Genomic DNA, 25,253 nt, shown 5'->3' with positions numbered 1-25,253 from the left:
ACGAGAAACGTGCCGTTGGTCAACCGCTCCGATCGACTATTGGTTACGCTGGGAATCGCAAGCGGTTCGCTGTGGCGATGTTGCGGCAGGCACTCGATCGCCCTCACGCAATCGTCTATGACCATGTCGATATTGCGCAATGTCAAACCATCCTTCCCAAGCGTTTACGGTCCCCGCATGCGTTATGGGTTCATGGCGTTGAGGTATGGAAACGGTTGCCGCAACGGAAGCTCGCTGCGATCGAACAGGCCGAACTGCTGATCTTTAATTCAGAATTCACCAGGCGGCGATTCGAATCCTTTCACTCGGTAAACGTTGATCAGGTCGTTGTTCCGTTGACGTTTGAGATGCCAGCCTGCGATATCGATCCTCTCTCGCCACGCCGTCCTTGGATCTTAACCGTTGGTCGCATGGAACCGGATCGACCGAAGGGACATGCGGAGACGCTGGCGGTGTTGCCACAGGTGATCGAGCGAGTTCCCGATTTGCAGTGGCATGTTGTCGGGGCTGGTAAGCATTTAGACAGCTTTCGAAAGCAGGTGCTTCAGTCGGGTTGCCAGGAACATGTGGTAATTCATGGTTTTCTGACAAACGAGAAGTTGCTTGAACTCTATCGCCAATCGCGAGTTTTCTGTATGCCCAGTCATGGCGAAGGGTTTGGGATCGTTTACCTAGAAGCGATGAGTCAAGGGTGTGTTCCGATCGGTTCGACCGAGGATGCTGCCGCAGAGGTGATCGGTGATGGAGGAGTGTGTGTTGACCTCGCACAGCCTGACCATCTGGCAGTTGAGCTTGAAGCGTTATTGACAATGGGCTCCGAGAGATTCGATTCGATGTCGATGTGCGCCATCGCACGCAGCGAGTTGTTTTCACCCGCCCGGTTTGCGGTGAGGTTTGACGATGCACTGCAGAGGCTATCGTAGACGCCAATGCATGTAGTCCATTTGATTCGCGATCTTGACGCTGCCAGCGGTGGGCCCAGTCGTTCGGTTCCTGCTTTAGCACGCAGTTTGGCGGCGGTGCGACCTGAGGTGAAAGTCACTGTGATTTTTCAAGACCGCGGCACGACGATGGCCATCGATCCGACGCAAGAACAACGCGTGCGTTTTCTTCCGGTTTCGGCTGCGATGCGCACCTCTTCATTGGGCGAAGCACTGGCGAAGGTTCACTATGATGATCCGGTTTCGGTGGTGCATTCGCATGGGATCTGGAGTCCGACCTTGCATCGCGCCGTTCGGCGAGCAATGGCGTTCGGGGTGCCGCATGTCATCTCTCCGAGGGGGATGCTGTCGATGGCGTGTATGGGGACCAAGCCCGTGCGAAAGTCGGTTGCTTGGCGTTTGTATCAGCGGCAGGATTTACAGAGGGCGGCGCTGATTCACGCTACCAGCACTGCGGAGCGGGAGGATTGCCTGCAACGCGGGCTGCGCTCTCCCGTCCATGTGATTCCCAACGGGTGCGAACTACCTTCGACGGCAGTGTTGCAACGGCGGCCAAAGTCGCTCCCCGTCTCCGATGGGCAACCGTTTGCGATTGCACTGGGACGCGTAGATCCCGTGAAAGGGCTCGACACGCTTATCGACGCGTGGGAAATTGCGGCACCAAGATCATGGCGGTTGTTGATCGCTGGTCCTGGGAATCCCGAGCATGTCGATTCGCTACGGCGTCGGATTGCCAATGCTGGTCTGTCTGAACTGGTGCATTGGATTGGACCGCTTGAGGAGGGTGACAAATGGGCGGCGCTTCGTGCCGCCTCGTTTCTGGTGAATGCGTCCAAGAGCGAGAACTTTGGGATGGCGATTGCAGAAGCATTGGCCTGTGAGACACCGGTGATTGCCACTCAGGGAACACCCTGGGACATCGTTGAGCGGGAGCGTTGCGGATGGTGGGTTGAAGGGACCATTGGCGGGGTGGCAACGGCGATTCGCCTAGCGTCAGCGAAGAGCGAAGTTCAGCTTCGCGAGATGGGGCAGCGCGGTCGGTGTCTGGTTTCCAAGCAGTTTGACTGGTCGAGCGTTGCGTCGAAGATGTTGGCTTGTTATGAACAAGCGATGCGTTAGTTTTTGATTTAGAAGAAAGTAAGCTTTGAATGACGATTACGGTTTTAGGAATTAACGCATATCATGGCGATGCATCGGCGGCAATCGTGGCCGATGGACAACTGGTCGCTGCGGTGGAGGAAGAGCGTTTCAATCGGATCAAGCATTGGGCCGGTTTTCCCGCTCAGTCGATTCGCTATTGCTTGGAGCAAGTTGGGATCGCCCCCGAACAACTTGACCACGTGGCGATCTCGTTCAATCCCAAAGCCAACCTCGCTAAACGGCTTGGCTACGTGATCAAGCATCGGCCCAGTGGACGGGCGGTCTTGGATCGACTGCGCCGGCAAGGCAAGACCTTGGCTTTGGAAGATCAATTTGCGCGCGCCGTTGGAGTTGGAAAAAACGCACTTCAAGCTCGTTTTCACCGCATCGAACACCATCAAACGCATGTTGCCGCAGGCTTTCTGATCTCACCATTCGATGAAGCGGCGGTGCTGAGCGTCGATGGGATGGGGGATTTCACAAGCACGTTGACCGCTCTGGGGACGGGCAACACTTGGTCGGAATTAGACCGCGTCTTCTACCCGCATTCGCTGGGTTTCTTGTATAGTGCAATCACGATGTATCTTGGATTTCCGTATTATGGAGACGAATACAAGGTGATGGGGTTGGCACCCTACGGCGAACCGGAGTATGCCGATGTGATACGGCGGATGGTTAAGCCTGTCGGGAATACTTTTGAGTTGAATTTGGATTACTTCAACCATCATCGGTCTGGCATCCGGATGAATTGGAACGATGGGGCACCAGTCGTCGAACCGTTCCTTACCGATCGTTTGGTTAAAGAACTAGGCCCGATTCGGCCGGCGGATTCTCCGGTAACTAAGAAGCATGAGAACATTGCCAAGAGTTTGCAGGTGGTTACCGAAGAGGTCATCTTGCACATGCTGGAACGACTTCACCAGCAGACAGGCAAGGCCAAGCTGTGTATGACGGGAGGAGTGGCGATGAATTCGGTCGCCAATGGCAAAATCACAGAGAAGACTCCTTTCGAAGAAGTTTATGTTCCCGCGGGGGCAGCGGACAATGGCACCTCGTTCGGAGCTGCCTTTTATGTTTGGAATCGGGTGTTGGGAATGGGACGCTCATTTGTTCAAGATCACGCGTATTGGGGGTGTGAGTTTGACAACGACGAGTGCCTGCAGGCGATCGGAGATCTTGAGCTGCCATTTCAACGCTACGATGACGACGCGTTGATGGAACAAACTGTCGACTTGATGACCGATGGGAAGGTAATCGGTTGGTTCCAGGGGCGTATGGAGTTTGGGGCGCGTGCGCTCGGGAATCGATCGTTGATCGCTGACCCACGACGCACCGACATGCGCGACATCATCAATCTACGCATCAAATTCCGTGAAAAGTTTCGCCCGTTTGCCCCGAGTATCCTTGAAGAACATGTTGGGGAGTGGTTTGCGATCGAAGAGCATGCACCCTATATGGAAAAAGTTCTGCCGATTCGCCCGGACAAGCAAGCGCTGGTTCCGGCAGTGACGCATGTCGACGGTAGCGGACGTCTGCAAAGTGTTTCAACCCGCACAAACCCTAGATACCATTCGTTGATATCGGCGTTTTACAAGCGGACAGGGGTTCCAATTGTGCTAAACACCTCACTCAATGAAAATGAGCCGGTGGTCCGGACGCCAGCGGAGGCGTTGAGTTGCTTTTTGCGAACCGACATGGATGTGTTGGTCTTGGGAAATTTGATCGTCGATCGCAGCGATCCCAGCTTTCCAGCTCCATATCGTAAACGCGTTACACCCACGTAGGCTACCGAAACGGTAGATCGCGGAAACGGGAGCAGCCGTATGCCCCAGTCGGATCAAACAATTACATCCTTAGGGAAGAGTTATACCACGCATGTCTGATATGGCGGCAGAATCGTTTGAAGTTGAAACAAACCATGAAGACTCTGTGGCCTGGCGAGGTCTGAAGCGGCGGGCAGCGTTTTATTTTGTTGTCTTGGCCAGTTTTGCGCCGTTGCTTGTATTGCATTTCAAGCAGCTCTGGGCCTTCGAGCACTATCAGTTTTTCCCGCTATTGTTGATCGCAATCCCGGTGCTGATTTCGCATTTGTGGGTATCTGCTCCGATCCCTCGAAAAATCCGTCCGATCTGGCAGAAGTCTCTGTTGCTGGCCGGGCTGTTGCTGTTGGCAATTGCCTATGTTGCATGGTCGCCAAACCTTGCTGCGTTGGCTTTGGCGGTTACCGCAGGAGCGATCTTGTTGGAACTCTATCAGCAGGGCTGGCTTGCCCGCTTTCTGCCGTTGTGGTGCCTGTTCTTTTTGTTGATCAAGTTGCCGCTGAATCTCGACATCGATCTGATCTTTTGGCTGCAGGGTTTAACGTCGACGTTGGCCAGCCGGTTGCTCGATTTCACCGGAGTCAACCATGTTTTGGCGGGGCACATCATCCAGACTGCCAATGACAAATTTCTGGTAGAGGAAGCCTGCAGTGGGATTCAATCACTTTTTACGCTGGTTGCCGCCGCGGCCATTTTTTTGACGGTCTATCGCCGGCCATGGTATCACTGCGTTGCTCTGGTGGGCTGTGCCGCCTTCTGGGCCTGTACGATCAATATTGGCCGCGTCGCCGGTGTCGTGATCGCGATGCAGCACTTTGGGATCGATATTTCGACAGGAACGGCTCACCAAGTCTTTGGACTGGTCTTGTTCGCGTTGGCGTTTGCATTGCTATTCAGTAGCGATCGCTTGCTGCTGTTCTTCCTGGAATCCGACGAAGTGGTCGATATCGATTTCGAGGACTATCCGACGACCGATCTCAGCGTGACCGCAACTGAAGAGGAATCGACGGAAGATCGGTCGCTTCGTCTTCACGTGCAAAACGGCTCGACCTGGATTTATGTCATCGGTGGTGGCTTCGTCCTGCTGCTGGTTTTGCAACTAGCGACACTCGCGTTGCAAGCGGAATCTGTTACCGTGATCGATCCTGATCATCCACAGATGATCACTGCATTGAATGAAAACGCGCTGCCCGAAACGATAGGGGACTGGGAGCGTGTTGAGTTCGACGCCGAATCGAGAGCATTGACGAATTTTATGGGACGCAACACTGCCAGTTGGGTTTATCGGTCGCCGAGAGGAACCGCTACGGTTGCGATCGATTTCCCGTTTCTCGGTTGGCATGAGTTAACCGGTTGTTATGCCGCTCTGGGGTATGACGTTTCTGCTCGCGAAGTGCTTGCGATGGAAGATAACGATAAGATTCAGAGTGTTCAGGCAATCGTCGCAGCACCGGACGGTGAAGTTGGTCATCTTTGGTTCAGCGAGTTCCTCCAGTCTGGACAGCCGCTCGTTCCGGCAGGCAATAGCTCGGGGACGCTACAGTACTGGCTCTCGCGATTTCAGTCGGCGTTTCTCAAGCAAACGGCTTCGTTGCGTCGTGACCCGTCCAGTTACCAAGTTCAATTGTTGTACCAATCGAAAGATCCACTTGACGAGCAGCAAGCAACCGCGATGAGGGACTTCCACCATCAGACTGCGATAACGCTTGTCGAGCTGATTCGCGAGGTGACCCAATGAGGCCGAGAAAAACACGTCGTAAAGGTTGGCTCTTGATCCTATTTGCTCGGCCAATCCATTGGCTGGAGACGCGTAAGACAAGCCATTTATGGCCCGCACTCCCCGCGGCAATCGTGATCGCCGCTGTTTTGCTGCCCGCTATGCTTAGCCCCTTGCTGCAAGGTCGGACTGCACAACGCTATAAAAAGGCTGTCAATGAAGCCGTCATCGATCATGACTATCAAACCGCGGCGTTGTTTTTGCAGAAGATTGATGGCAATTCCCCCGTCGATTCCAGTGTGCAATTTAACCGTGCTGTGGTCGACGAAGCATTGGGACGCAGCGACGCCGCATTAAAGTCCATGGACCTCTTAGCACCGGAGGACGAATTCGGCTATGGCCGAGCGCACCTGTGGAAGGCGCATCGTTTGGTCGCCAGTATTAAGGAATGGACGCCAGCCAACCTCTCACCGCTGATACACCACCTCGACGGAGCGGTGGCTGAGGAGCCTAATCTTGCCGACGCACACTTGCTTTATGGATTTGCCTACCACAAAGCGGGTATGAAGAGCGAGGCGATTGAGCATCTGGAAAAGATTGTTGATCAACGTCCCGAAATGCACCTTACTCTCGCTGATCTTTACGATCAGGTCTCGGAAAAGTCTCAAGCAAAGAAGCACTTCAACTTGGCCCGCACGCATCTCGAATCGACGCTCGATGAAAATCCACAGGATGTCCAAGCGAGAATCCAGCTGGCGCTGATTTACTTCCGCGACGAAGTGTTTGCGAAATCGGAGAAGCTGCTTGTCGAAGGGATTGCGGCGGCATCGGCTGCGGAGCAGAAGACGCAAGTTCAAGAGTTGACGTCGATGCTCTCGGGGCTCTACATCCGCCGCGTCGACGCCCTCGCTGCGAAAGACGCATCGGTTGAGTCGCAGGTGCAGATCATCGCCTTACTCGGCCAAGCGTTGGCGCTTGATCCTGCCAACCATGCGGCAATTTCTCGGGTCGCGGAGTTTTCACGATTCGAAGGGGAGGCGGGGGAACAGGCGCAACAACTGCTCACGAAAATGCTCGCCGCGGGGCACGCCACGGCGACGGCGCATCTTGTTCTTGGAACCCACGCAACGCAGCGAGGAGATGCTGAGAAGGCGCTACGGCACTTCAAACAAGCCTATCGTCAAAACCCCAAGATGCCGGTCCTGCTCAATAATGTCGCGTGGTTCATGTCGCACAAGGAACCAAAGGAGTATCAAAAGGCGCTGACATTTAGCAACCGCGCTGTCGAGCTCGTCGATGAAGACAATCCGATGTACCCCTACGTAATTGAAACGCGTGGTCAAATCCATGCAGCACTGCAGCATTGGGAGCAAGCGCTCACCGATCTAGAGCAGGCGTTACCGGTGCTCCGTGGATCGATGGAGCTGCACCAGGCTTTGGCACGCGTCTACGAAGCGCTCGGGGAGAAAGCGTTGGCTGAAGAGCATCAACGGATCGTCGATGCGCAGAAATAAGAAGCCGGTACGCCGCTGGTTGAGCCTTCCGCTTCGCTTGGCGGAGGACATCCGGTATCAACGAAACGTCGACGTGATGAAGCAACACCCCCGTTCAGTTCGCGACAGGGGCAATGTGGGCCAAAGTTTACAGAAAATGCCTAAGTTGCCACTTGCATCGAAAATGCCGTGTGTTACTATCTACGAACCACAGAAGATTCACCACTTGAGGTAGATTTGGATGAGACTCTCTCTATGCCTTGCAGCGCTTTGCTGCGTCTTGTCGCAACAGCAAGCCGATGCCGTTTTAACCCTACAATTTGTTGGAAACGGACTGAACACGACGATCGCCGATGGCGGCGCCTTCGACACCAACGCCAATGCAGGTGAAGTTTCCGTCGATCTTGCGTCGCTGGCTGGATGGCAAAGCGGAGCAAGCTTCGTCGTCAATGCCAACAATCTCGGTGCCGACGCTGGCTCGGGGGAATTGAGCGTCCAAGCCGACTACGATTTTACCGGCGGCAATGTTGCGGCAACGCCAATCCAAGTCTCGGCTTCCGATCTGTTCACCGTGGCGGGGGCTCCAATCGATTTCTTCCGGCATTCGATTAGCACGGCAGGGGATGGGACCTTGACCAGCAGCGCCGGTTACTTCTCCGCTTCGCTTCCCGATCCGGGACCGTTAAACCCCTTCGATTTCAGTAGTCCGGCTACATACAATCATTCGCTCACCATCGCTCCGCCATCGGTCTTGTCCCCCTTTGCGGCGGAATCTGAAACGCTTGCAGGGCTGGGCGATTTGGGGACTCGGCTTCGCGTCGCCAACACCTTTACGGTCAGCTTGGTGGCAGGTCAGATCGGAAGTGTGCAATCCAGCACAATCGTCAATCCCGAACCTGTCAGCTTGCTTCTTTCCAGTTTTGGTGCTTCCGCTTTTGGACTTGGATACCTTCGCCGACGAAAATCGAAAGCTGCACCAAAGGCTTAGTGTAGCCTGACAGTGACAGTTGATTTCAAAAGCATTTCCGAGTCATCTACGTGACAACAGAAACTCCACACGCACTCCCTTCCCGGGGAGTGCGTTCGTTTTATAGCTTCCTTCCCAGCTGGCTTTCGATCGACCGCTTCGGACTTTGCCTACTGTTGGTCCTTTTCGCGGCTTACATTCCGCTCTCCCTCAGGCTGGCGAGGTGGCTTTGGTATCGCGACCATTACAGCTTCTTTCCGCTGGGGATCACGGCGGCGCTTGCCTTGATTGTTGCAGCCTTTGCCGATCCAAACTACAAACCCGCTTCTAAATGGCTGCGTCGGTTTTTGGTCGCCATTGCCTTTGCTAGCCTGTTGGTTGCAACGCTGCTGGTATCTCCCTGGCTTGCAGGGGTCTCGAGCATGTTTTTGCTCGCCGCGATCATCTACGCACTTGGTGGCTGGCAGGTTGCGAAGAAGGCTCTGCCAGCGTGGTTGCTGTTGTGGTTAGTGATCCCTATTCCACTCAGCTACGATCGGGAGTTGATAGTCTTTTTACAGGGAATTGCGACGCAACTTTCGAGTGGCATCTTGGATTTAATTGGATACCGCCACATGGTTGATGGCGTCGTTCTCCGTTTGCCTGCTCAATCATACCAAGTGGAAGAAGCCTGCAGCGGCGTGCAGTCCCTGTTCTCGGCTTTGTTCTGTACCGGGCTCTATTTGATTCTAAATCGGGCAGGCATTGGGAGGTCGTTATTGGTTCTTGGGGCTGCGTTCTTCTGGGTGCTGGTCGCAAATATCTCACGCATTACCGCCGTTGTTGTCCTGAAGGAGGAGTTTTCGTTGCCTGTGGATGTGGGTGTCTATCACCAAATGTTAGGGGTGGTTTTCTTTGCCTTGACTCTTTTAGCGATTTTCAGCACCGAGCGTTTTCTTTGCTTCCTTTGGCCTGCTTCGATTCCGCCCTATTGGCATCAGCAACAATCGGGTGACGCTGGTGCCGCCCAGCCTAGGCGGAAGCGAAAACGGAGGGGGATTTCCAGTTTTTTCGAGCCCCGAGAACGTGCCGTTGTGTTGGGGATGTTTGGGGTGTTGGCGTTGGTGCAATACACATCGATCGCCCTGGGCGGTTCCATGGCATCAGCTTCACGTGCCGATATCGAGCTGTTGGCTCAGCCGGCGGGCTCGCTTGTTCCTGAGTTGCTTGACGATTGGCAGAATGACGATTACCAGCATGTCGTCCGAGAGAGTGGCAATGTAAATGGTGAAGTTTCGCAGTTGTGGAAGTTGAGTAAAGGCGAACTTCGCGCGCAAGCATCCATCGACGGTCCCTACACAAATGGTTGGCACTATCTAACCGACTGCTATCGAGGTCAAGGCTGGGATGATACGAACATCAGGTTCTCTAGCTATCGAGACGCGGGATTCGATCGTGGGGGCGACTTCATGGCATTTGACGTCTCAAAGGAACCTGAACAGTACGGACATGTGATCACAGGTCTGTTCGACAATGACTATCGCGCGTTTCTTGCTCCTCAAGTAAAGAAAATGCAACGCCACGCGGGAAGGTTGAATGATCTAAAACGCTTGGTCAAATCATTATTTGGGGCTGGCGATGCAACGGTCGCTAAAAGCGACAGCCTTAGTTTTCAGATCCAAGTATTTTGCCAATCACCGGAGCCTTTGACCGATGCGCAACGCCGGGATCTCGCGGATCTATTTCACAGCTTCCGACAGCAAGTGGCTCCAATCGCCGATACGGTAGGGATAGACTCGCAATGATATACGACGGTGATTTTGAACGTGGCGAGCGCTATTTATCCGATCTGCTGATGGGGCTTCCGGCCTTATTGGGATGTTTGGTGCTCACCCCATTTTTATTGTTCGTATGGTCTCGTGAATCCAGGCTCGAGGATATCTATCGTCGTGAAGCGAAACGCGCGTACGATGCACAGCAGCACGACCTCGCGGTTGTCTGTTTTGACCGATTGATTCGGATAAACCCTCGACTTGAAGATCGCTTTCATCTAGGACTGTCTCTTGTAGCGGCTGGCGACCAGGAGCGTGGTTTGCGGATCATGTCGGGGATTGCATCGCCGGAGAAACAAGGATTTGGCCCCGCGCATGTTTGGCAAGCCAAACAATTGATGGTCAATCCTGAGGCCGACCTCGAAACGATCACAACGGCAATCTCACATCTTTCCAATGCGAAGAAGACGCTTTACAAGGACAGTGAGGTTAACTACCTACTTGCAACTTGCTTTTGGGGAACTGGTTCGACTGAACGAGCATTAGAATCGTTGAGAGACGCTTCACTTCAAAACCCTGCCTACTACTACGATCTTTTCAAAGCTTGCCAGAAGCACCAGTTGTTGCCAGAAACGAACAAGGCTGCGGAACTTGCGAGCGATTACCTGAAGAAGCAAGTTGCAAACTATCCTTTGGATCGAGATGCACGCTATCGCTACGTCGAGGTGCAAATTTGGCTGAATGTTTTCGACAACGCCGAACAAGTGCTTCTGCAAGGATCCGATGTTGATCCGGATGGGGATTGGAACAAGACGCTTGCCAAAGCCTATCTTGCTCGATTTCGCCAACGAAAAAGCGAACGCGTTAGTTTGGATGAATTGTTGACATACCTTCAGAAAGCACTTGCGGCAGATCCTAACAGTACGGATGTGATCAAGGAGCTGGCGGATGTTGGTATCGTTGACCCGAGCGGGAGGATTGAAAAGATGTTGGAGCAATCGCTCACCAGTGGCCGTCACAATGCGATTGTCCATTTTGTCCTAGGTTCACGCCGGTGGCAGCTGAACCTAGTGGACGATGCGGTTTTTCATATGAAACGCGCCTACAAGCTTGACAAGAGCTTAGGCGTCGCAGCGAATAACCTGGCTTACTACGAACTGCTCAAAGAAGATGGCGACCTTGAAAGGGGCCTGGACTTAATCGATGAATTACTCCAGGAATTTCCCGATTCGCACGCCTTTCGTGAGACCCGGGGCCAATTGCTGGCCGGGTTGGAGCGTTGGGAGGAGGCGTTGGATGACTTGGAGTACGCACTGCCGAATTTTCCAAACGAAAAAAGGCTACATGATTCCTTGGCGTTGTGCTACGATGCCATGGGGCAACCCAAGTTGGCATCGCAGCATCGAAAAATCGCGGCATCAATACAACAGTCTAACTGACGACTATTCGCTAGAACTTCGGCATTGGGACCTCGAGGCCGCGTTGCAGGCGGCCTAGGTAGAGGTCGGGGGCGCCGAGTTGTTTTACCAGCTTTTGGCTGATCTCTTCGACGCTACCATCGACATCGGTCAGCGTTTTGCGGACCTGCGTCTGTTGCTGTGTTAACCAGACCTGCAGCTGTCCCACTTGGTCGCGGTAGGCGTTGTCAGCGAGTCCCATCAGTTGCTGTTTCGTGGCGGCGGTTTGCGCCGTGACTCCATTCTTGACAGCACTGCTGAAGAGTCCCGAGAGGTTGCTGGCGACGTTGATCTTCATCGTGTCCCAGCGGCCACCGAAGCGAGCTTCGACATTGACTTCACGCACGTTTTGCAGCGAATCGGTCAGCGAAGAAACCAACGCTGCGTTGTATTTGTTCGAGGGAATCTCGGCCGAGACGTGCGTGTTCCGCATCTGCGAGATCAGCTTTCCGTCGACTTGCTCCCCTTCCACGGTCATCTGCACCCACAGCTCGACTCCGCCCGGCTCCAGGCGAATCGAGGTCTGCTTTGATTCACCGACTGCCAGCGTGTTGATTGGTAATTGAGGCCAGTGCAGCGTCACATCGTCCCACGAGCGCTGGTCTTCGGTGTGCCGTTGGAAGTCGACGCGGACGATTTGCGGTCCGTCGAGTTTCAAGCGTCCGACCAACGGTCCATTCGCTAACATCGGCTGTGTCGTGACGTTCTCCATCACGCCTTGCAGGTCGTACTTCACTCCATCGACTTGAATCTGCCCGGAAACCTCCGCCACCTGGACTAACCAGTTGGGCGGCAGCTTGCCGAGCATGAAGTTGATGTCTTTGCCGCGTGTACGCTCCAGTTCGGGGCTAACCACCGTCCAGTCGGCAACCGATCGGCTGCCGTCGAGGAATCCGCGAACGCGATCGAGTTGCGTCGTGACAACTTGACGGAACATTTCGGGGCTGAAGTCGGCAGCTTGGCCATCGGCCAGCGGAATGTATTGTGCAACGCGGTCCACATCGGCTCGACGCGCCTGTTCCATGCGTTCCAGGTCCGCTTGGACGGCCAGTGGCAAATCGTCGATCGCTTTGCGGACGACCAACAGGTCTTGGCGGATCGCTTCGGCTTGTTGCAATGCTCGTTGCAGCTGGGGCAAGTCGCGCAGCGGGTTATCGATCCCTTGGATGCCATCGCGAACTTCACGAATCGCACCTTCGAGTTGTTTGGCCCGCGCGGTGAGCGATTCGTATTCGTTCTTCCAGCGAACACGGATTTCTTCCGACGTCTTCACGGTTTCCAGGTCGCGAGCGAATGCCGATGCACTGTCTTTTGCGTAGGCTTCCAGGATCCCGGCCAGTTTGCCCGAGAAGCTTGGTCCGCTACTGGCTGCCGGTTCGGTAGCGGCTAGCCGGCCATCGGTCGTACGGGCTTCGTTGATCTTCAGCCCTGTGATCCGAGCTTTCTCGACAACCCATTGCCGGCGTACCAGTGCCGAGGGTTGCAAGCGAACTTCGATCAGTTCGGCTTGGACGGCGTCTTCCTTTTCTTTGGAAGGATCCGCAATGTGGACTTGTTCGAAATAGATCCGTGGGGGCCAGAGATCGATATGCGTCTGCGCAATATCCACTCGGCCACCGGTCAGCTTCTGCAGCGCTTGGACGGCGGTATAACGAACCGCAGGTCCCAACGCCAATCGCATCAGGGCGATCACCAGCACGATGATCAGCACACGGGTTAATAAAAATCGCCAACGAATCATGCTGCCTTCTCCTGCTTCTTAACCTGGGGAGCTTCGCGACGCGGTGCGTCGGAGTTGCCGATGGCTACTGGTTTGGGTTCGGATCGTTCGTCGCGGCGGACGCGAATCACGTCGACTTGCGGCTTCGGTTTGGCCGCGATCGGCGCTGCCTCCGGTGCTTCCGTGGCAACGATCGGCGTTTTCGTTTCCTGTTGTCGCTTGCGATCCTCGGTGGCTTCCGAAGGGCGCGTCGCGATCGCTCGGAACATGGGAAGTGTCAGGCTGTAGGTCGGGAACAGCATCATCAGCCCAAACAGCAAGCTGCCCATGACGACGGTGTTGTTCAGGTCGGTCCACGGAATCAGCGGTTGTTGCCAGCTCCAGGTGTAGAGGCTTTGCAGGGCCGGTTGTTCGAGCACCCATTGCCCCATTTGGTGCGTAAATGGATCGAGCAGCACCGCAGCGAAGCTAACAGCGACCGCAGTGACGGCGGCCATGGCATGATTGACACGCAGGATGAGGACGAGAAATACGAGCATTACGGCGGTGAGGTTGCCCTTAGGGACGACTCCCAAAAGCACTCCCAAAGCCATCGCCCAAGCGAGTTCTTCGGGGTTATCACGCCCCGCGAGTGCTTTGCGAACACCTTGAATCTGACGATACAGCCAAATAATCACAACAAAGGGCTCCCGCCAAAAGGATAGGAATGTCAGCCGGCTACAACGCGAACCTTACGCAATGACTATCGACCGCTGAAATCCCTACATGCAGCAAAACCGGTAAAGTTTTACTTTGGGAGTGTCCGTTTGATTACATCTGGCCCCGCTTTGCCCCCTTGGAGGGGACTGTGGCGTGCAACAATTCTTCGCCACTTTGCGCAACCGGTAATACCCGAAGGATCGGGGCGGCGAATTGCTTCTCGATCGATTCCGCCATCTGCCAGCCGAAGATTTTTGCCGGCCTGGGACGATAGACACTTTGCCCGAGCCGGTGGTCGGAATGATTCCGACCCCGCAAATCGCTGGGCAAATGAACCATCGTAACTATGCCGGCATCAATGGAGTGACAACGCGACGATGATTGCGAATCCCATAGCACAGATCGACATTTCCCGCCTCCGCACCCTGGTGCAGAACACCCTCAGCGAACTCGGCCAACTGGAACCCGGCGCGTTCCCGATCACCCAACGGGTGATCGCCAAAGGAGGCACCCCTTGCGGCCTCTACTTCTGCTTGCATGGCCCGCGTAGCGTCAAACTGACCGCGGTGTGCGACATGAAAACCCGGGCGATCTACTTCTATGGGACCGACGGCCAACGGACCAGCCAGCTGCCGATCAGCAGCCTCAACGACGTCCCTTCCACTCCCGTCACCGTGCAACGCGGCTGCTAGCACGTGGGGGCGGTTTGTTCCGCGGCTTTCTCCCTTTTGATGGTCCAGCCCACGGACGACGGGCCTCTTCTCGAGGCGGGGAAGCCGTCCGCGGGAGCCGATCCCATTGACACTTGCCGCGATCGACGCTAACCTTCCGGTTCACGGCTCAGATTCCGTAGACACCTCTATGATGCAAACCACTTCGATTATTGACGTCGCTGTCATTATTATCGCTCCGTCGACATGACGCCGAGCCGAGTGGGATTGTGTTTTAGTGCAAACGTTAACAAACCCCTAAGGCTTCCGGCCTTTGGGGTTTTTTTGTTATCTACCGACCACCTTCCAGCCACCCGATTTCCATGCGACCGATCAAAATCTACGACACCACGCTGCGTGATGGCACGCAGGGCGAGGGCGTTAGCTTCTCCCTACAGGACAAATTGCAAATTGCGCAGCGATTGGCCGAGTTGGGCGTGGAATATATTGAAGGGGGCTATCCGCTGTCCAACGAGAAGGATGTCGCCTTTTTCGAGCAGGTCCGGAAGCTGGATCTTGGGGCATCAAAGGTCTGCGCCTTTGGAATGACACGTCGCCGCGGCATTCAAGCGGCCGACGATCCAGGGATGGTTGCGTTGGCCAAAGCGCAGACGCCCGTCTACACGTTCGTTGGCAAGACCTCGGACTTCCACGCCACCAAGGTGCTGAACGTTTCTCTCGAAGAGAATTTGGAGATGATCGGCGATAGCGCGGCCTTCCTAAAGAAGTGTGGCGACGTGATCTACGACGCCGAACATTTCTTCGACGGCTGGAAGTCGAATCCCGCCTATGCCGCAAAGACAATTCAAGCGGCCGCTTCGGCCGGTGCCGGATGGATCATCTTGTGCGATACCAATGGCGGCACGATGCCCGAAGAGATCCGCGAGATCGTGACCGCAGCGATCGACGCCGTCAAACAATACGACGTTCAAATCGGCATCCATTGTCACAACGACTGCGACCTCGCCGTAGCCAACTCGCTGGTTGCGGTCGATGCCGGTGCCAACCAAGTTCAAGGAACGATCAATGGTATCGGTGAACGCTGTGGCAACGCCGACCTGATTTCTGTGATGGCCAACCTGCAATTGAAACGCGGTTTCGAAGTGTTGGGAGGCGATCAGATGCAGCACCTGACCGAACTGAGCCGTTTCGTTTATGAAACCGCCAACATGCAGCTCCGCAACAATCAGCCCTTTGTCGGCCAAAGCGCGTTCGCTCACAAAGGCGGAATGCACGTTCACGCGATCGCCAAGGCGACGCACACTTACGAACATATCGATCCAGAGTCGGTCGGCAATGAGCGACGAATTTTGGTCAGCGAGCTCAGCGGCCGCAGCAACATCGCGGCGTTGACCAGCAAGCACAAGATCGAAGCCGATCGCGAATTGATGGACAAGATCTTGGCCGAAGTTGTTCGCTTGGAGAATCTTGGCTACCAGTTCGAGACGGCCGACGGTTCGTTCGACCTGTTGGTCAAGCGTTGCGCCGACCAGTACCGCGCCCACTTTCAACCAATCAAGTATCGCTGTGTCGCGGGGGATCGCGATGCCCTCTCGCACGTCGCGTTTGCCGAAGCGATCATCAAGCTGTCGGTGGGTGAGGATGTCCGATTCGAAGCCGCCGAGGGGCATGGTCCGATCAACGCGATGGACACCGCCTTGCGAAAGGCGTTGCAGGTCGATTACCCGACGCTCGATGAGATGCACCTGGTCGACTACAAAGTGCGCGTCGTCAATTGCGACGAAGGGACCGCGGCGCATATCCGTGTGAATATTGAAAGCAGCGACGGCAAGAACCGCTGGGGGACGATTGGGGTGAGCGAAAACCTAATCGAAGCCAGTTGGTTGGCCCTCGTCGACGCCGTCGAATACAAACTGCACATGGCTGACGACGCAGCCAAGTAGCTGCGTTCGATGCAAATCACTCTGTCGGTTGATTGATCCGAATTTTCATTTCCAAGTCCAACTATCCCCATTCAGAACAATGACGCACGAGCTGCCAAACCGTTTTGACCACACCGAAGCTTGTCAAACGATTTACGACGCGTGGCAACAAGCCGGCTGCTTCAACGCCGATCCCGATCCGAACAAGAAACCGTTTGCGATCGTGATTCCCCCTCCCAACGTGACCGGTGCGTTGCACTTGGGGCACGGGTTGAACAACACCTTGCAGGATGTGTTGGTTCGGATGCGTCGGATGCAAGGCTACGCGGCGCTCTGGATGCCAGGGACCGATCATGCGGGTATCGCGACGCAAGCGGTCGTCGAGCGGCGGTTGAAAGAACTGGAGGACAAAACCCGTCACGATCTGGGGCGCGAGGCCTTGGTCGAAAGGATTTGGAAGTGGAAAGACCAATATGAAACGCGGATTTTGGGCCAGCTGAAACGCATGGGCTGCAGTTGTGATTGGCGACGCACTCGCTTCACACTGGACGAAACCTGCGCCGCGGCGGTGCGAGCCACGTTCTTCGATCTGTTTGGAAAACAGTTCATCTATCGTGGCAAGAAACTGGTCAACTGGGACACCTTCCTGCAGACAGCCGTCAGCGACGACGAAGTCTTCCACGAAACCAAGCAAGGACATTTCTGGCATTACCAATACCCGGTCATCGACCCGCAACCGGGCGAACCGACAACGGTCACGATCGCCACGACACGTCCCGAGACGATGCTGGGAGATACGGCGGTCGCGGTCCATCCCGATCCCGAACATCAATTGGACAAGGTTGAAGCGGAGCTGCGGCAGAAGCTGGAGGCCGCGAGTGAAAAAGAACGCCCAGAAATCGAAACGCAATTAAAAACGCTCGACAAACGTCGCAAATCGCATCTGCCGTTGTTGATCCAATTGCGCGACATGGCGCTGGCCGGCCGTAAGCTGCGCTTGCCGCTGTTGGGACGCGAAATCCCGTTGGTTGCCGACGTTTGGGCTAAGCCCGAACTGGGCAGCGGGTGCGTGAAGATCACCCCCGCGCACGACCCGAACGATTACGAAGTGGGCCAACGGCAAGAGTTGCCGATGATCAACATCCTGAATCCCGATGGCACGATGAATGCCGAAGCCGGGCCGTACGAAGGGCTTTCGATCAAGCAAGCACGCACCAAAATCGTCTCCGATTTGGAAGAGGCGGGGTTGATGGTGAAGATCGAAGACCGCGAGATCGAGATGGGCCTGAGCGATCGCAGCAAGACAGCGATCGAACCCTATCTCGCCGATCAATGGTTCGTGAAGATGGACACGTTGGCGCAATCGGCGATGGACGCCGTCTCGGATGAACGCGTCCAGATCTTCCCGCCGCGATACCGCAAGGGCTATCTCGATTGGTTGGGTGAAAAACGGGACTGGCCTGTCAGTCGGCAACTCTGGTGGGGCCATCGGATTCCGATCTGGTCGTCGGTTTGCGCATCGGCATCCGACGCGGCAGCGCTGTCCGAGAAACTGAACGCCATCGCGACGGCCAGCGATGGAAAGCTGGTCCATCAAACCGCGGAAGACCATTCGGTCCACGCGTGCATCCAAGCCGAAGACGCCGCACTGGAACAACAGGTGGAAGCACTGGGGCTGGTTCAAGACCCCGACGTATTGGATACTTGGTTCAGCAGTGCCCTGTGGCCGCATTCGACGCTCGGTTGGCCCGAACAAACCGAAGAGTTGAAGTACTTCTATCCGACCAGCACTCTGATCACCAGCCGCGACATCATCACACTGTGGGTGGCCCGGATGGTTCTGATGGGACTGAATAACGTTGGCGAAGTGCCGTTCCGCGAAGTCTTCATCCATCCGAAAATCATGGATGGCAACGGCGAAACGATGTCCAAATCGAAGGGCAACGGGGTCGACCCCAACGACGTGATCGATAAATTTGGTCCCGATTCGCTGCGGTTTGGCCTGGCTTGGATCGCCGCCGAAACGCAGGACGTGCGGATGCCGGTTCAGTTCGAATGCCCGCACTGCGAGAAGCTGATCGACCAGACGAAGAAGAATCGGCAGATGCCACGGATCGCGTGCAAGCACTGCAACGAAGAGTTCTCGACGCAGTGGGCGGAATCCGAAGCGGACACCGCGCTTCCCAAAGCGGCGGTCGTCAGCGAGCGATTTGAACAAGCGCGGAACTTCACAAACAAGCTGTGGAACGCGGCCCGGTTTGCGATGTTGAACCTGGAAGAGACGCCGACGACGCCGTTGGACGTGCAGTCGTTGGAGACCGAAGACCGTTGGATTCTCAGCCGCCTGGCGACCGTTACGGGCCAGGTGACCGAGGCGTTCGACAGCTACCGCTACGCCGACGCGGCGCGGGCGTTGTATGATTTTGCCTGGGACGAATTCTGCAGCTTTTATGTTGAAATGGCCAAGCCACGGTTGAGCGATCCGGCGCAAGCGGGCCCGACCAAGCAAGTGCTTGCCCACACCTTGGACACCTTGTTGCGGTTGCTGCATCCGATCATGCCATTCGTGACCGAATCGATCTGGCAACACCTGGGGCAGATCGCGCCGACCCGTGGTCTCGCCGATCCTAAGCCGGCTGACCAATGGTTGATGTTGACGCAGTGGCCAGTGGCCGACGCGTCGCACATCGACACCGTGATCGAAGAACGTTTCGCCACCTTCCAGGCGGCTTTGGGCGCGATTCGCGAGATTCGCAGCCGCCAGGGAATCACGCGGGATACGGTTCCGTTTGCGATCCGCTGCACGCCGGCGACCGCTGAATTGCTGGAACCGATGACTGCCTACTTCACCGCGCTGGCGCATGCCGAAGCGACAGCGTTTGGTCCCGACGTGACCGCGCCAACGACTTCGGCACACGTCGCGTTGCCGCAGATCGATATCGATCTCTTCGTCGATTTGGAGAAGTTCATCGACGTCGATGCGGAGCTGGAACGCAACGGCAAGCTTTTGGAGAACCTGGTCAAACAGATCTCGGGCAAGCAGAACAAGTTGGCCAACGAGAGTTTTGTCGATCGGGCGCCGGCGGAAGTCGTGCAGAAGGAACGCCAAAGCTTGGGCGAACTGAAGCAGCAGCGAACCGCTGTCGAACAGGCGATCAAAGACCTACGGGCCCGCAAGGCTTAGTCGCCATCGGCGTCGGACGTTTAGGGTCCATTTTTCCGTGAAGGTTGTTGGAAGCAGCCTTCACGGTGAACGGGCTATCGGTTGGCGGGGCCTTTCCGGAACGTTCCTGCACATTAGCTATTTCGAAATGCCGCTGTAGATCAGCACGAACAGCCCGGCGGCGATCAGGTCGGCCGTGGTACCTGGATTGCGTCGGTTTCCATCGCTGCGAAGCCATTGGTTGAATTCGATCCAGTCTGGCGATTCGGCTCGCCAGCCGTGGGCTTCGTTGACCGTCCTCGCCCGCCGCATCGCTTCTTTTGCGGTGGCCGCGCCACATTTTCGCTGGATCAGCGTGTCGACGTGGCCAGCCAACAGCTCGATCTGGCCGCGCGTGATGCCTCGTAAACGATCCCCTTCGTCTTCGATGGCGTTCCGCAAACAAGGGACGACGGTTTCGAACAAGAACTGAAATCCCGTGCTGTATTGTTCGGCAATCTTGTCGCGGTCCTGGCCGGTTCGCATCGCTTCCATCAGGTCGACATTCTTTTGTGTCGTGCGTACGTCCTGTGAATTCGCGTCTCCCAATCCTCCGGCGGCGGCGATGCGGATCGCTTCGAAAACCAAGCGGCCATCTTCGGGCGTTAGCGCTTCCAGTTGTTGCTGCAATTGGCAGCGAAGGGCGGTCGCGTCGCGAACCGGTTCGATGGCGGCAGCTGCTTTGGCTAACGGCGCCATCAATAACACGATTCCCAAGTTGGCGTTGGAACGGGTCACGGCGCGGCTTTGCTGAACGCATTGCAGTATCAATTCGCCGATGCTGTGCTCGGCCGCGCGATCCAACGTGGTGCCGCAGACCGACGCGGCGGCTAAGAAATCGGTGACGCCCAAATCGTCGAACTCCTGCCCTGGATAGACATTCCCCGCCTTCGGCGCTGTTGCCTCCAAGGTGCAGGCGCACTGCACCGCCTGGCCAAGCCCAAGCAAAGCGTTGGCGGACGCTTCAACGTGAGGCGAATTGTTAGGACGCGAAATCGATCCATCCTCGTCGGGTGTTGTCGGCGAACCGTGCGACTAAAACTTGGTTGCCAATTGTTGGGCCTGTTGAATTGCCGCGGCTTCGCTTTCGGCGACGTCTTCGGGCGACGCAAGGGTCGGTTCGACGATCACCGAATGGATGTCGGTGAAGCCGATAAAGCCTAGCAACAGTTCCATGTAGGAGGTTTGAAAATCCAAGCCTTTAGTTTGATCGCTGCCGTAGGAACCGCCGCGCGCGTAAACGACGGCGACCGGTTTGCCGGTCACCAAGCCGGTGTATCCGGTATCGGGTGAATAGCTGAAGGTTTGGCCGGGTTGCGCGATCACGTCGATGTAATGCTTCAGCTTGTACGGGATGCCAAAGTTCCACATCGGAAGGCTGAACACATACTTATCGGCCGCCTTGAATTCGTCAATCACATCGACAACGGTCTTCCAGGCGGTGGCTTGTTCGGCATCGTGACCCTGGCCATTCAGCACTTGGTATTTCGCGTCGATGGTGTAGCCATCGAATTCGGGCAGCGATTTCTGCCAGAGATCGATCGTCACCACTTCGTCGCCAGGATGGCTTGCTTGATATTGTTCGATAAACGCCTGGGCGACGTTGATCGATTTCGAACGCGACTTGCGCGGTGACGATTCGATATAAAGCAGTTTGGACACGCTGGCTCTCCTTGATGACGGATTGCGGATGCAAAGTGATGCCATCGTTATATCGCTTCGTATGCGCTTCGGGCAGCTTGCCTTTCGGGCGACGGGCGAGATTTTCGAAACATAGTCAGACCGGTGGGGGGCTTGGCTGACCGCCTTTGCCAGCGGCCGATTCGTATCCGCCGCCGGACGCCGCGGATGCTTTGTTGGCGGAAGTGCTCGCGATTTTGGAACCTCCCGACGGCGGTAGACTCTCCCGTCGTCAGGCCGAGTGAACTTTGTTAACATATTGCCCTCAGGCTTGTCCGCTGTCGTCCTGCGAAAGGACGCGACGGATCGGCCGCCCCCAATCATTCAATTCCCAGGTTCGAACCTGGCCCAACCCCGCTTTGGCTTTCGGCCAAGCCGTACATCAGCACCGGAGGCTTCCACGCCCATGTCTGTCGACCAATACAGCGTTTGCCCATGTGGCAGTGGCAAGAAGATTAAGTTTTGTAAATGCAAAGACTCGATCCACGAGATGGAACGGGTGCTGAAGATGATGAGTGGTGGCCAGATGGTCGCCGCCTTGGATCGCTTGAACCAGGTGCTCGAAGAGCACCCCGACGCGGCTTGGTGTCTGGCGATTCGTGGTCGTTTGCTGTTGGAACTGAAGGAAGACGAAGCGTTGGCCGAAAACGCGGAGCGCTTTATTCGCTTGCAACCAAGCAATCCGTTGGCACTCACCCAACAAGCCGCCTACCGGGGTGTTCGTGGTGAAACGCAAGCGGCTGCCGATTCGTTGTTGCAAGCGTTGGCCGAATCGTCCGCCGGCGTCGACACGTTTGTGTTGGACGTCGCTTCGGTGTTGTCGCTGTCGTTCGCTCAAGCGGGCAACTTGCTGTCGTCGCGCTGCTTTGCCGGATTGGCACTGACCGCCCAAGGATATGAAAACGAACGACTGGCGATGATGGCGGTTGAGCAAGTCAATCGGTCGCGCGAAATCAGCAACATGCTGAAAGACGTGCCGACGTTGGAAGTCAAACCGACAGCGCCTGCCGTGCGAGAACGTTACGACGAAGCGTCGGTCTTGTTGCGCGCCAATCAGATCCTGTTGGCTGAATCCAAGTTTGAATCGCTGGCTCGCAGCAACCCGCAAGAAGAAGGCGTCTTGCGTGGGCTGTTGGTCTGTGCCATTTGGCGTGGCGATGCAAAGCGGCAATCGAGCATCTTGCGCAAATTGAGCGATATCGAAACGATCGATGCCGATCAACGGGCACGCGACCTGGCGTTGTCGTTGCTGTTGGCTCCCGACCAGCCCGAAATCTGCACCCCGTGTAACAACTACACCTGGGATATCGAAGACCTGGCGATGCTGGAACAGGAGTTGATGGCCAGCAGCCACGTGGTGCAATTGCCCGCCGACGTGATTCGAATGGCTGGCAACACCGATGAAAATGAGGTGCCGCCACGTTCGGGGTTCCAGTTGATGGACCGCGAGCTGAACGATACCGAGAAGCTGCCCGAGCCCGATGTGGCACCGTTGGTGCTGACAAACGCTTTGCTGTTCGGCAAACAGACCGATCGCGCCGCGCGGTTGGAGCTGTTGAGCGTGTGTGGGATCGAGCTGGACGAAGCGATGAAGTTCTTCACCAGCTTGAGTGGCGTTTCGGGGGAACCAAAAGTTTCCGAAGAGACGATTCCATTGATGAGCGCCGCCAGCGTCAATATGCCGATCATGCGTGTCGGTGGAACGCAGGCCGAAGCGCGGAAGCTGCAAACGATTGTCAACAATCGCGAGTTCGTGGGCCGCGTGTTGGCGACCCCGTTGCCATTGTTTGGCGGCAAGACGGCTGGTGAAACGCTCGACGATCCCGCTTACGCCTTGCAACGCACAGCCCTCGCCCGCGTGATCGAATCGTACGATGTGATGTACGATGATCCCGCCGTGCTGGATCAACTGAGGACCGCGCTGAAGGTTTCTGCATTGCCGCCGATCGATATCGAAAGCGACGATCAAGTCTATACGCTACCTGTCGACGCGTTGTACCGCGTGAACGTTGAATCGGCTTCGAAACAACCGTTGTTTATCCTCTTGGATCGGGCCCGAAACTTCCGTTGCACTCCCGTCCTTCGCGCCACCGCCGAGCGTTTGTTGGCGATCGATTTGGGCGAAGACGAAGTCCGAATCAAACCGCACGCCTACATCGCGTGGATCGATTCGACAAGCGACGAATCGAAGGCGCTCGAGCTGTTGGCGGAAGCGAAAGCATGGGCCAAGGCGAATAGCGTTTCGCACGCCCCGATGTTGTTGAACGAATGCTTGCGACGCGTGCAATCTGGAGACGGCGAAGGTTTCCAGACGACCGTTCAAGAGATCATCCGCGACTTCAGCAACGATGCCAACGTGATGGGCCAGTTGCAACAATTGCTGGTGGAACTGGGTGTGATCAATCCCGATGGATCGCCGCGTCATGCACCACAGCAAGCGGCACCGATGGGCTTGGGGAACGAACCATCGCCAGCAGCTTCCGGTGGATCGGGACTCTGGACTCCCGACAGTCCCACGCCACCACAAACTCCTGGTGAAGGGAGCAAGTTGTGGGTACCCGGCGCTGAATAGAACGCCGTGTTGAAGTTTTCGTGACGCGCGATCAGTCGTCCATCAGTTCCAGTTGGATCTGAATGATCTCTTCGGAGCAGCTGAAAAACGCGTCGACCAATTGCGGGTCGAATTGCGTGCCGCGGCCTTCGCGAATGATGTCGAAGCACTTTTGACGCGGAAACGGTTCCTTATAGGGCCGTTTGCTGGAAAGTGCGTCGTACACATCGGCGATCGAAACGATGCGGGCTTCGATCGGGATATCTTCCCCGGCGAGGCCCAGTGGATAGCCTTTGCCATCCCAGCGTTCGTGATGGCACTGGGCAATCTTCGCCGCCAGTTTCAACAGCGGTGAACAAGGGTCTTTGAGGATCTGATTGCCAAGCGTGGCGTGGGTTCGCAGAACTTCCAAATCCTTGCCCGAGATCGGCGCAATGATCTTGCGGCCAAACGTGCAGTGATTCTTCATCAGTTCGTATTCGTCGGGCTCTAACGCTCCTGGTTTCAAGAGGATGGCGTCGGGGATTCCGATCTTGCCGACATCGTGCAGCTGAGCCGCCAGTTCCAACATCGGAATACGTTTGTTTAAGTAGCCCAATTTTCTTGCGATCACACCGGCATATCGGCCGACGCGAATCACATGGTTTGCTGTGTCGTTGTCGCGATGTTCGGCAGCTCGTGCCAGACTGAGGATCAATTGTTGTTGCGATGCCAAAAGGGCGGCGGTTCGCGCTTTGACCTGTTGTTCCAACCAAGTTGCCTGTCGGGACAATTGATCGTGATGGGCTTTGAGCACCAATGCATTGCGAACCCGCGGAACCAGATCATGGGGATCGATCGGTTTCTGCAGGAAGTCGTTCGCTCCCAAATCGAGCGCCCGTTGCTTGGTCACAGGGTCTTGGTCGGCGGTCAATACAAGGACCGGCAAGTGTTGCAGGACCGGATCCGCTCCCATCACGCGAAGGATATCCAGTCCGCTGATCTCGGGCATTTGAATGTCCAACAGTAACACGTCGGGATTCGCTTCGTGGATCAGTTTCAGCGCGTCGTGCGGATTGCTGGTGGTGACGAAGTCGCGATAACCGACCTTCTTTAGATACCCTTGGACCGTCAGGATATTCACTTCGACATCGTCCACGATCATGATCCGCGGCGAACGCGCTTGGGCGTTCGCGCCGGGATTGCCAGTGGGGCGCCCTGCGTTGGTTGGATTCAACGCGGGGGCGGCGGTCGGTCGTTGCGGAGAAAGGGTTGCCGTGCTCATGAATGTCAAACTGTACGGAGAGATACAAGATCTATCGTTGCCTGAACAATTGTTGGTTACAAACGCAGCCTGTTGCCTGAAAGTCGGCGTTTCATCCCAAGACAACATTGGCAAGCGGGGTGCTTGCGCCAGTCGTGCCGGTTGCATTCGTTCTGCCGAATGTTGTCAGCGGCACCGACCGTGATTTTCCGCACGCCTTGTGACCGATAGTCCTCGCCGACCGAAGGGTGGCTGAGATGGATGAGCGATTAGGCACAT

The 25,253-nt window shown here is 56.0% G+C and carries 17 protein-coding genes; 12 read left to right on the top strand and 5 right to left on the bottom strand.

The features are described 5' to 3' along the window. Positions 1 to 215: 215 nt before the first annotated feature. The 8 genes from Poly24_RS15475 to Poly24_RS15440 all read left to right on the top strand — a co-directional run bounded on the left by Poly24_RS15475 (position 216) and on the right by Poly24_RS15440 (position 11,268). Positions 216 to 923, top strand: coding sequence for a glycosyltransferase family 4 protein (locus Poly24_RS15475; protein ID WP_197451936.1), 708 nt, complete (start codon positions 216 to 218; stop codon positions 921 to 923). Between the two features lie 6 nt (positions 924 to 929). After that, on the top strand, positions 930 to 2,060 hold the full coding sequence (locus Poly24_RS15470; RefSeq protein WP_145097103.1) for a glycosyltransferase: 1,131 nt from the start codon (positions 930 to 932) through the stop codon (positions 2,058 to 2,060). 29 nt (positions 2,061 to 2,089) lie between these two features. Then, the gene (locus tag Poly24_RS15465) at positions 2,090 to 3,865 is read left to right on the top strand and encodes a carbamoyltransferase family protein (RefSeq protein WP_231753163.1); all 1,776 of its coding nucleotides are present in this window, start codon (positions 2,090 to 2,092) and stop codon (positions 3,863 to 3,865) included. A gap of 91 nt (positions 3,866 to 3,956) precedes the next feature. Next, positions 3,957 to 5,639, top strand: coding sequence for an exosortase U (gene xrtU / locus Poly24_RS15460; RefSeq protein WP_145097100.1), 1,683 nt, complete (start codon positions 3,957 to 3,959; stop codon positions 5,637 to 5,639). Positions 5,640 to 5,671: 32 nt separating this feature from the next. After that, positions 5,672 to 7,132, top strand: coding sequence for a tetratricopeptide repeat protein (locus Poly24_RS15455; protein WP_197451935.1), 1,461 nt, complete (start codon positions 5,672 to 5,674; stop codon positions 7,130 to 7,132). Positions 7,133 to 7,352: 220 nt separating this feature from the next. Continuing rightward, complete coding sequence (locus tag Poly24_RS15450; protein WP_145097094.1) at positions 7,353 to 8,099, top strand: hypothetical protein; 747 nt, start codon at positions 7,353 to 7,355, stop codon at positions 8,097 to 8,099. 50 nt (positions 8,100 to 8,149) lie between these two features. After that, positions 8,150 to 9,862, top strand: coding sequence for an exosortase U (gene xrtU, locus Poly24_RS15445; RefSeq protein ID WP_145097091.1), 1,713 nt, complete (start codon positions 8,150 to 8,152; stop codon positions 9,860 to 9,862). Continuing rightward, positions 9,859 to 11,268 (top strand): tetratricopeptide repeat protein, encoded by a 1,410-nt coding sequence (locus tag Poly24_RS15440; RefSeq protein WP_145097088.1) that lies wholly within the window; start codon positions 9,859 to 9,861, stop codon positions 11,266 to 11,268. Before xrtU (Poly24_RS15445) ends, Poly24_RS15440 begins: the two co-directional genes overlap by 4 nt. Positions 11,269 to 11,278: 10 nt before the next feature. Here Poly24_RS15440 and Poly24_RS15435 read toward each other — a convergent pair whose 3' ends face one another. Together Poly24_RS15435 and Poly24_RS15430 are read right to left on the bottom strand one after the other, a co-directional pair. Next, positions 11,279 to 13,027: a TIGR03545 family protein gene (locus Poly24_RS15435; RefSeq protein WP_145097085.1), complete on the bottom strand. Its 1,749-nt coding sequence runs from the start codon at positions 13,025 to 13,027 to the stop codon at positions 11,279 to 11,281. Then, positions 13,024 to 13,683, bottom strand: a complete 660-nt coding sequence (locus tag Poly24_RS15430; RefSeq protein WP_197451934.1) for a TIGR03546 family protein — start codon at positions 13,681 to 13,683, stop codon at positions 13,024 to 13,026. Before Poly24_RS15430 ends, Poly24_RS15435 begins: the two co-directional genes overlap by 4 nt. Positions 13,684 to 14,082: 399 nt before the next feature. On the opposite strand from Poly24_RS15430, the gene Poly24_RS15425 reads away from it, so the two are divergent. The 3 genes from Poly24_RS15425 to Poly24_RS15415 all read left to right on the top strand — a co-directional run bounded on the left by Poly24_RS15425 (position 14,083) and on the right by Poly24_RS15415 (position 19,482). Next, the gene (locus Poly24_RS15425) at positions 14,083 to 14,397 is read left to right on the top strand and encodes a hypothetical protein (RefSeq protein ID WP_145097079.1); all 315 of its coding nucleotides are present in this window, start codon (positions 14,083 to 14,085) and stop codon (positions 14,395 to 14,397) included. A 341-nt stretch (positions 14,398 to 14,738) separates the two neighbouring features. Continuing rightward, entirely contained in the window at positions 14,739 to 16,319 is a 1,581-nt protein-coding gene (cimA, locus tag Poly24_RS15420) for a citramalate synthase (RefSeq protein WP_145097076.1), read from the top strand. 79 nt (positions 16,320 to 16,398) lie between these two features. Beyond that, positions 16,399 to 19,482, top strand: coding sequence for a valine--tRNA ligase (locus Poly24_RS15415; RefSeq protein ID WP_145097073.1), 3,084 nt, complete (start codon positions 16,399 to 16,401; stop codon positions 19,480 to 19,482). Positions 19,483 to 19,599: 117 nt separating this feature from the next. Here Poly24_RS15415 and Poly24_RS15410 read toward each other — a convergent pair whose 3' ends face one another. Both Poly24_RS15410 and Poly24_RS15405 read right to left on the bottom strand, forming a co-directional pair. Beyond that, entirely contained in the window at positions 19,600 to 20,427 is an 828-nt protein-coding gene (locus Poly24_RS15410; protein ID WP_197451933.1) for a triphosphoribosyl-dephospho-CoA synthase, read from the bottom strand. Between the two features lie 108 nt (positions 20,428 to 20,535). Next, the gene (locus Poly24_RS15405; protein WP_145097068.1) at positions 20,536 to 21,162 is read right to left on the bottom strand and encodes an FMN-dependent NADH-azoreductase; all 627 of its coding nucleotides are present in this window, start codon (positions 21,160 to 21,162) and stop codon (positions 20,536 to 20,538) included. A 424-nt stretch (positions 21,163 to 21,586) separates the two neighbouring features. Here Poly24_RS15405 and Poly24_RS15400 point away from each other — a divergent pair, with 424 nt between their 5' ends. Beyond that, on the top strand, positions 21,587 to 23,752 hold the full coding sequence (locus Poly24_RS15400) for a hypothetical protein (protein ID WP_145097066.1): 2,166 nt from the start codon (positions 21,587 to 21,589) through the stop codon (positions 23,750 to 23,752). Positions 23,753 to 23,783: 31 nt separating this feature from the next. Here the strand turns inward: Poly24_RS15400 and Poly24_RS15395 are convergent, their stop codons facing one another. Then, positions 23,784 to 24,995, bottom strand: a complete 1,212-nt coding sequence (locus Poly24_RS15395) for an HD domain-containing phosphohydrolase (RefSeq protein WP_197451932.1) — start codon at positions 24,993 to 24,995, stop codon at positions 23,784 to 23,786. Between the last annotated feature and the right edge of the window lie 258 nt (positions 24,996 to 25,253).

The sequence above is a fragment of the Rosistilla carotiformis genome (assembly GCF_007753095.1).
GTDB classification, from domain to species: Bacteria; Planctomycetota; Planctomycetia; order Pirellulales; family Pirellulaceae; genus Rosistilla; species Rosistilla carotiformis.
This window is presented reverse-complemented; position numbering and strand designations above follow the sequence as displayed.

Excerpts from the sequence above, each read along its gene's own strand:
- Poly24_RS15470 (WP_145097103.1), top strand. The coding sequence starts at position 930 with ATGCATGTAGTCCATTTGATTCGCGATCTTGACGCTGCCAGCGGTGGG.
- Poly24_RS15465 (WP_231753163.1), top strand. The coding sequence starts at position 2,090 with ATGACGATTACGGTTTTAGGAATTAACGCATATCATGGCGATGCATCG.
- xrtU (WP_145097100.1), top strand. The coding sequence starts at position 3,957 with ATGTCTGATATGGCGGCAGAATCGTTTGAAGTTGAAACAAACCATGAA.
- Poly24_RS15450 (WP_145097094.1), top strand. The coding sequence starts at position 7,353 with ATGAGACTCTCTCTATGCCTTGCAGCGCTTTGCTGCGTCTTGTCGCAA.
- Poly24_RS15440 (WP_145097088.1), top strand. The coding sequence starts at position 9,859 with ATGATATACGACGGTGATTTTGAACGTGGCGAGCGCTATTTATCCGAT.
- Poly24_RS15435 (WP_145097085.1), bottom strand. The coding sequence starts at position 13,027 with ATGATTCGTTGGCGATTTTTATTAACCCGTGTGCTGATCATCGTGCTG.
- Poly24_RS15425 (WP_145097079.1), top strand. The coding sequence starts at position 14,083 with ATGATTGCGAATCCCATAGCACAGATCGACATTTCCCGCCTCCGCACC.
- cimA (WP_145097076.1), top strand. The coding sequence starts at position 14,739 with ATGCGACCGATCAAAATCTACGACACCACGCTGCGTGATGGCACGCAG.
- Poly24_RS15415 (WP_145097073.1), top strand. The coding sequence starts at position 16,399 with ATGACGCACGAGCTGCCAAACCGTTTTGACCACACCGAAGCTTGTCAA.
- Poly24_RS15400 (WP_145097066.1), top strand. The coding sequence starts at position 21,587 with ATGTCTGTCGACCAATACAGCGTTTGCCCATGTGGCAGTGGCAAGAAG.
- Poly24_RS15395 (WP_197451932.1), bottom strand. The coding sequence starts at position 24,995 with ATGAGCACGGCAACCCTTTCTCCGCAACGACCGACCGCCGCCCCCGCG.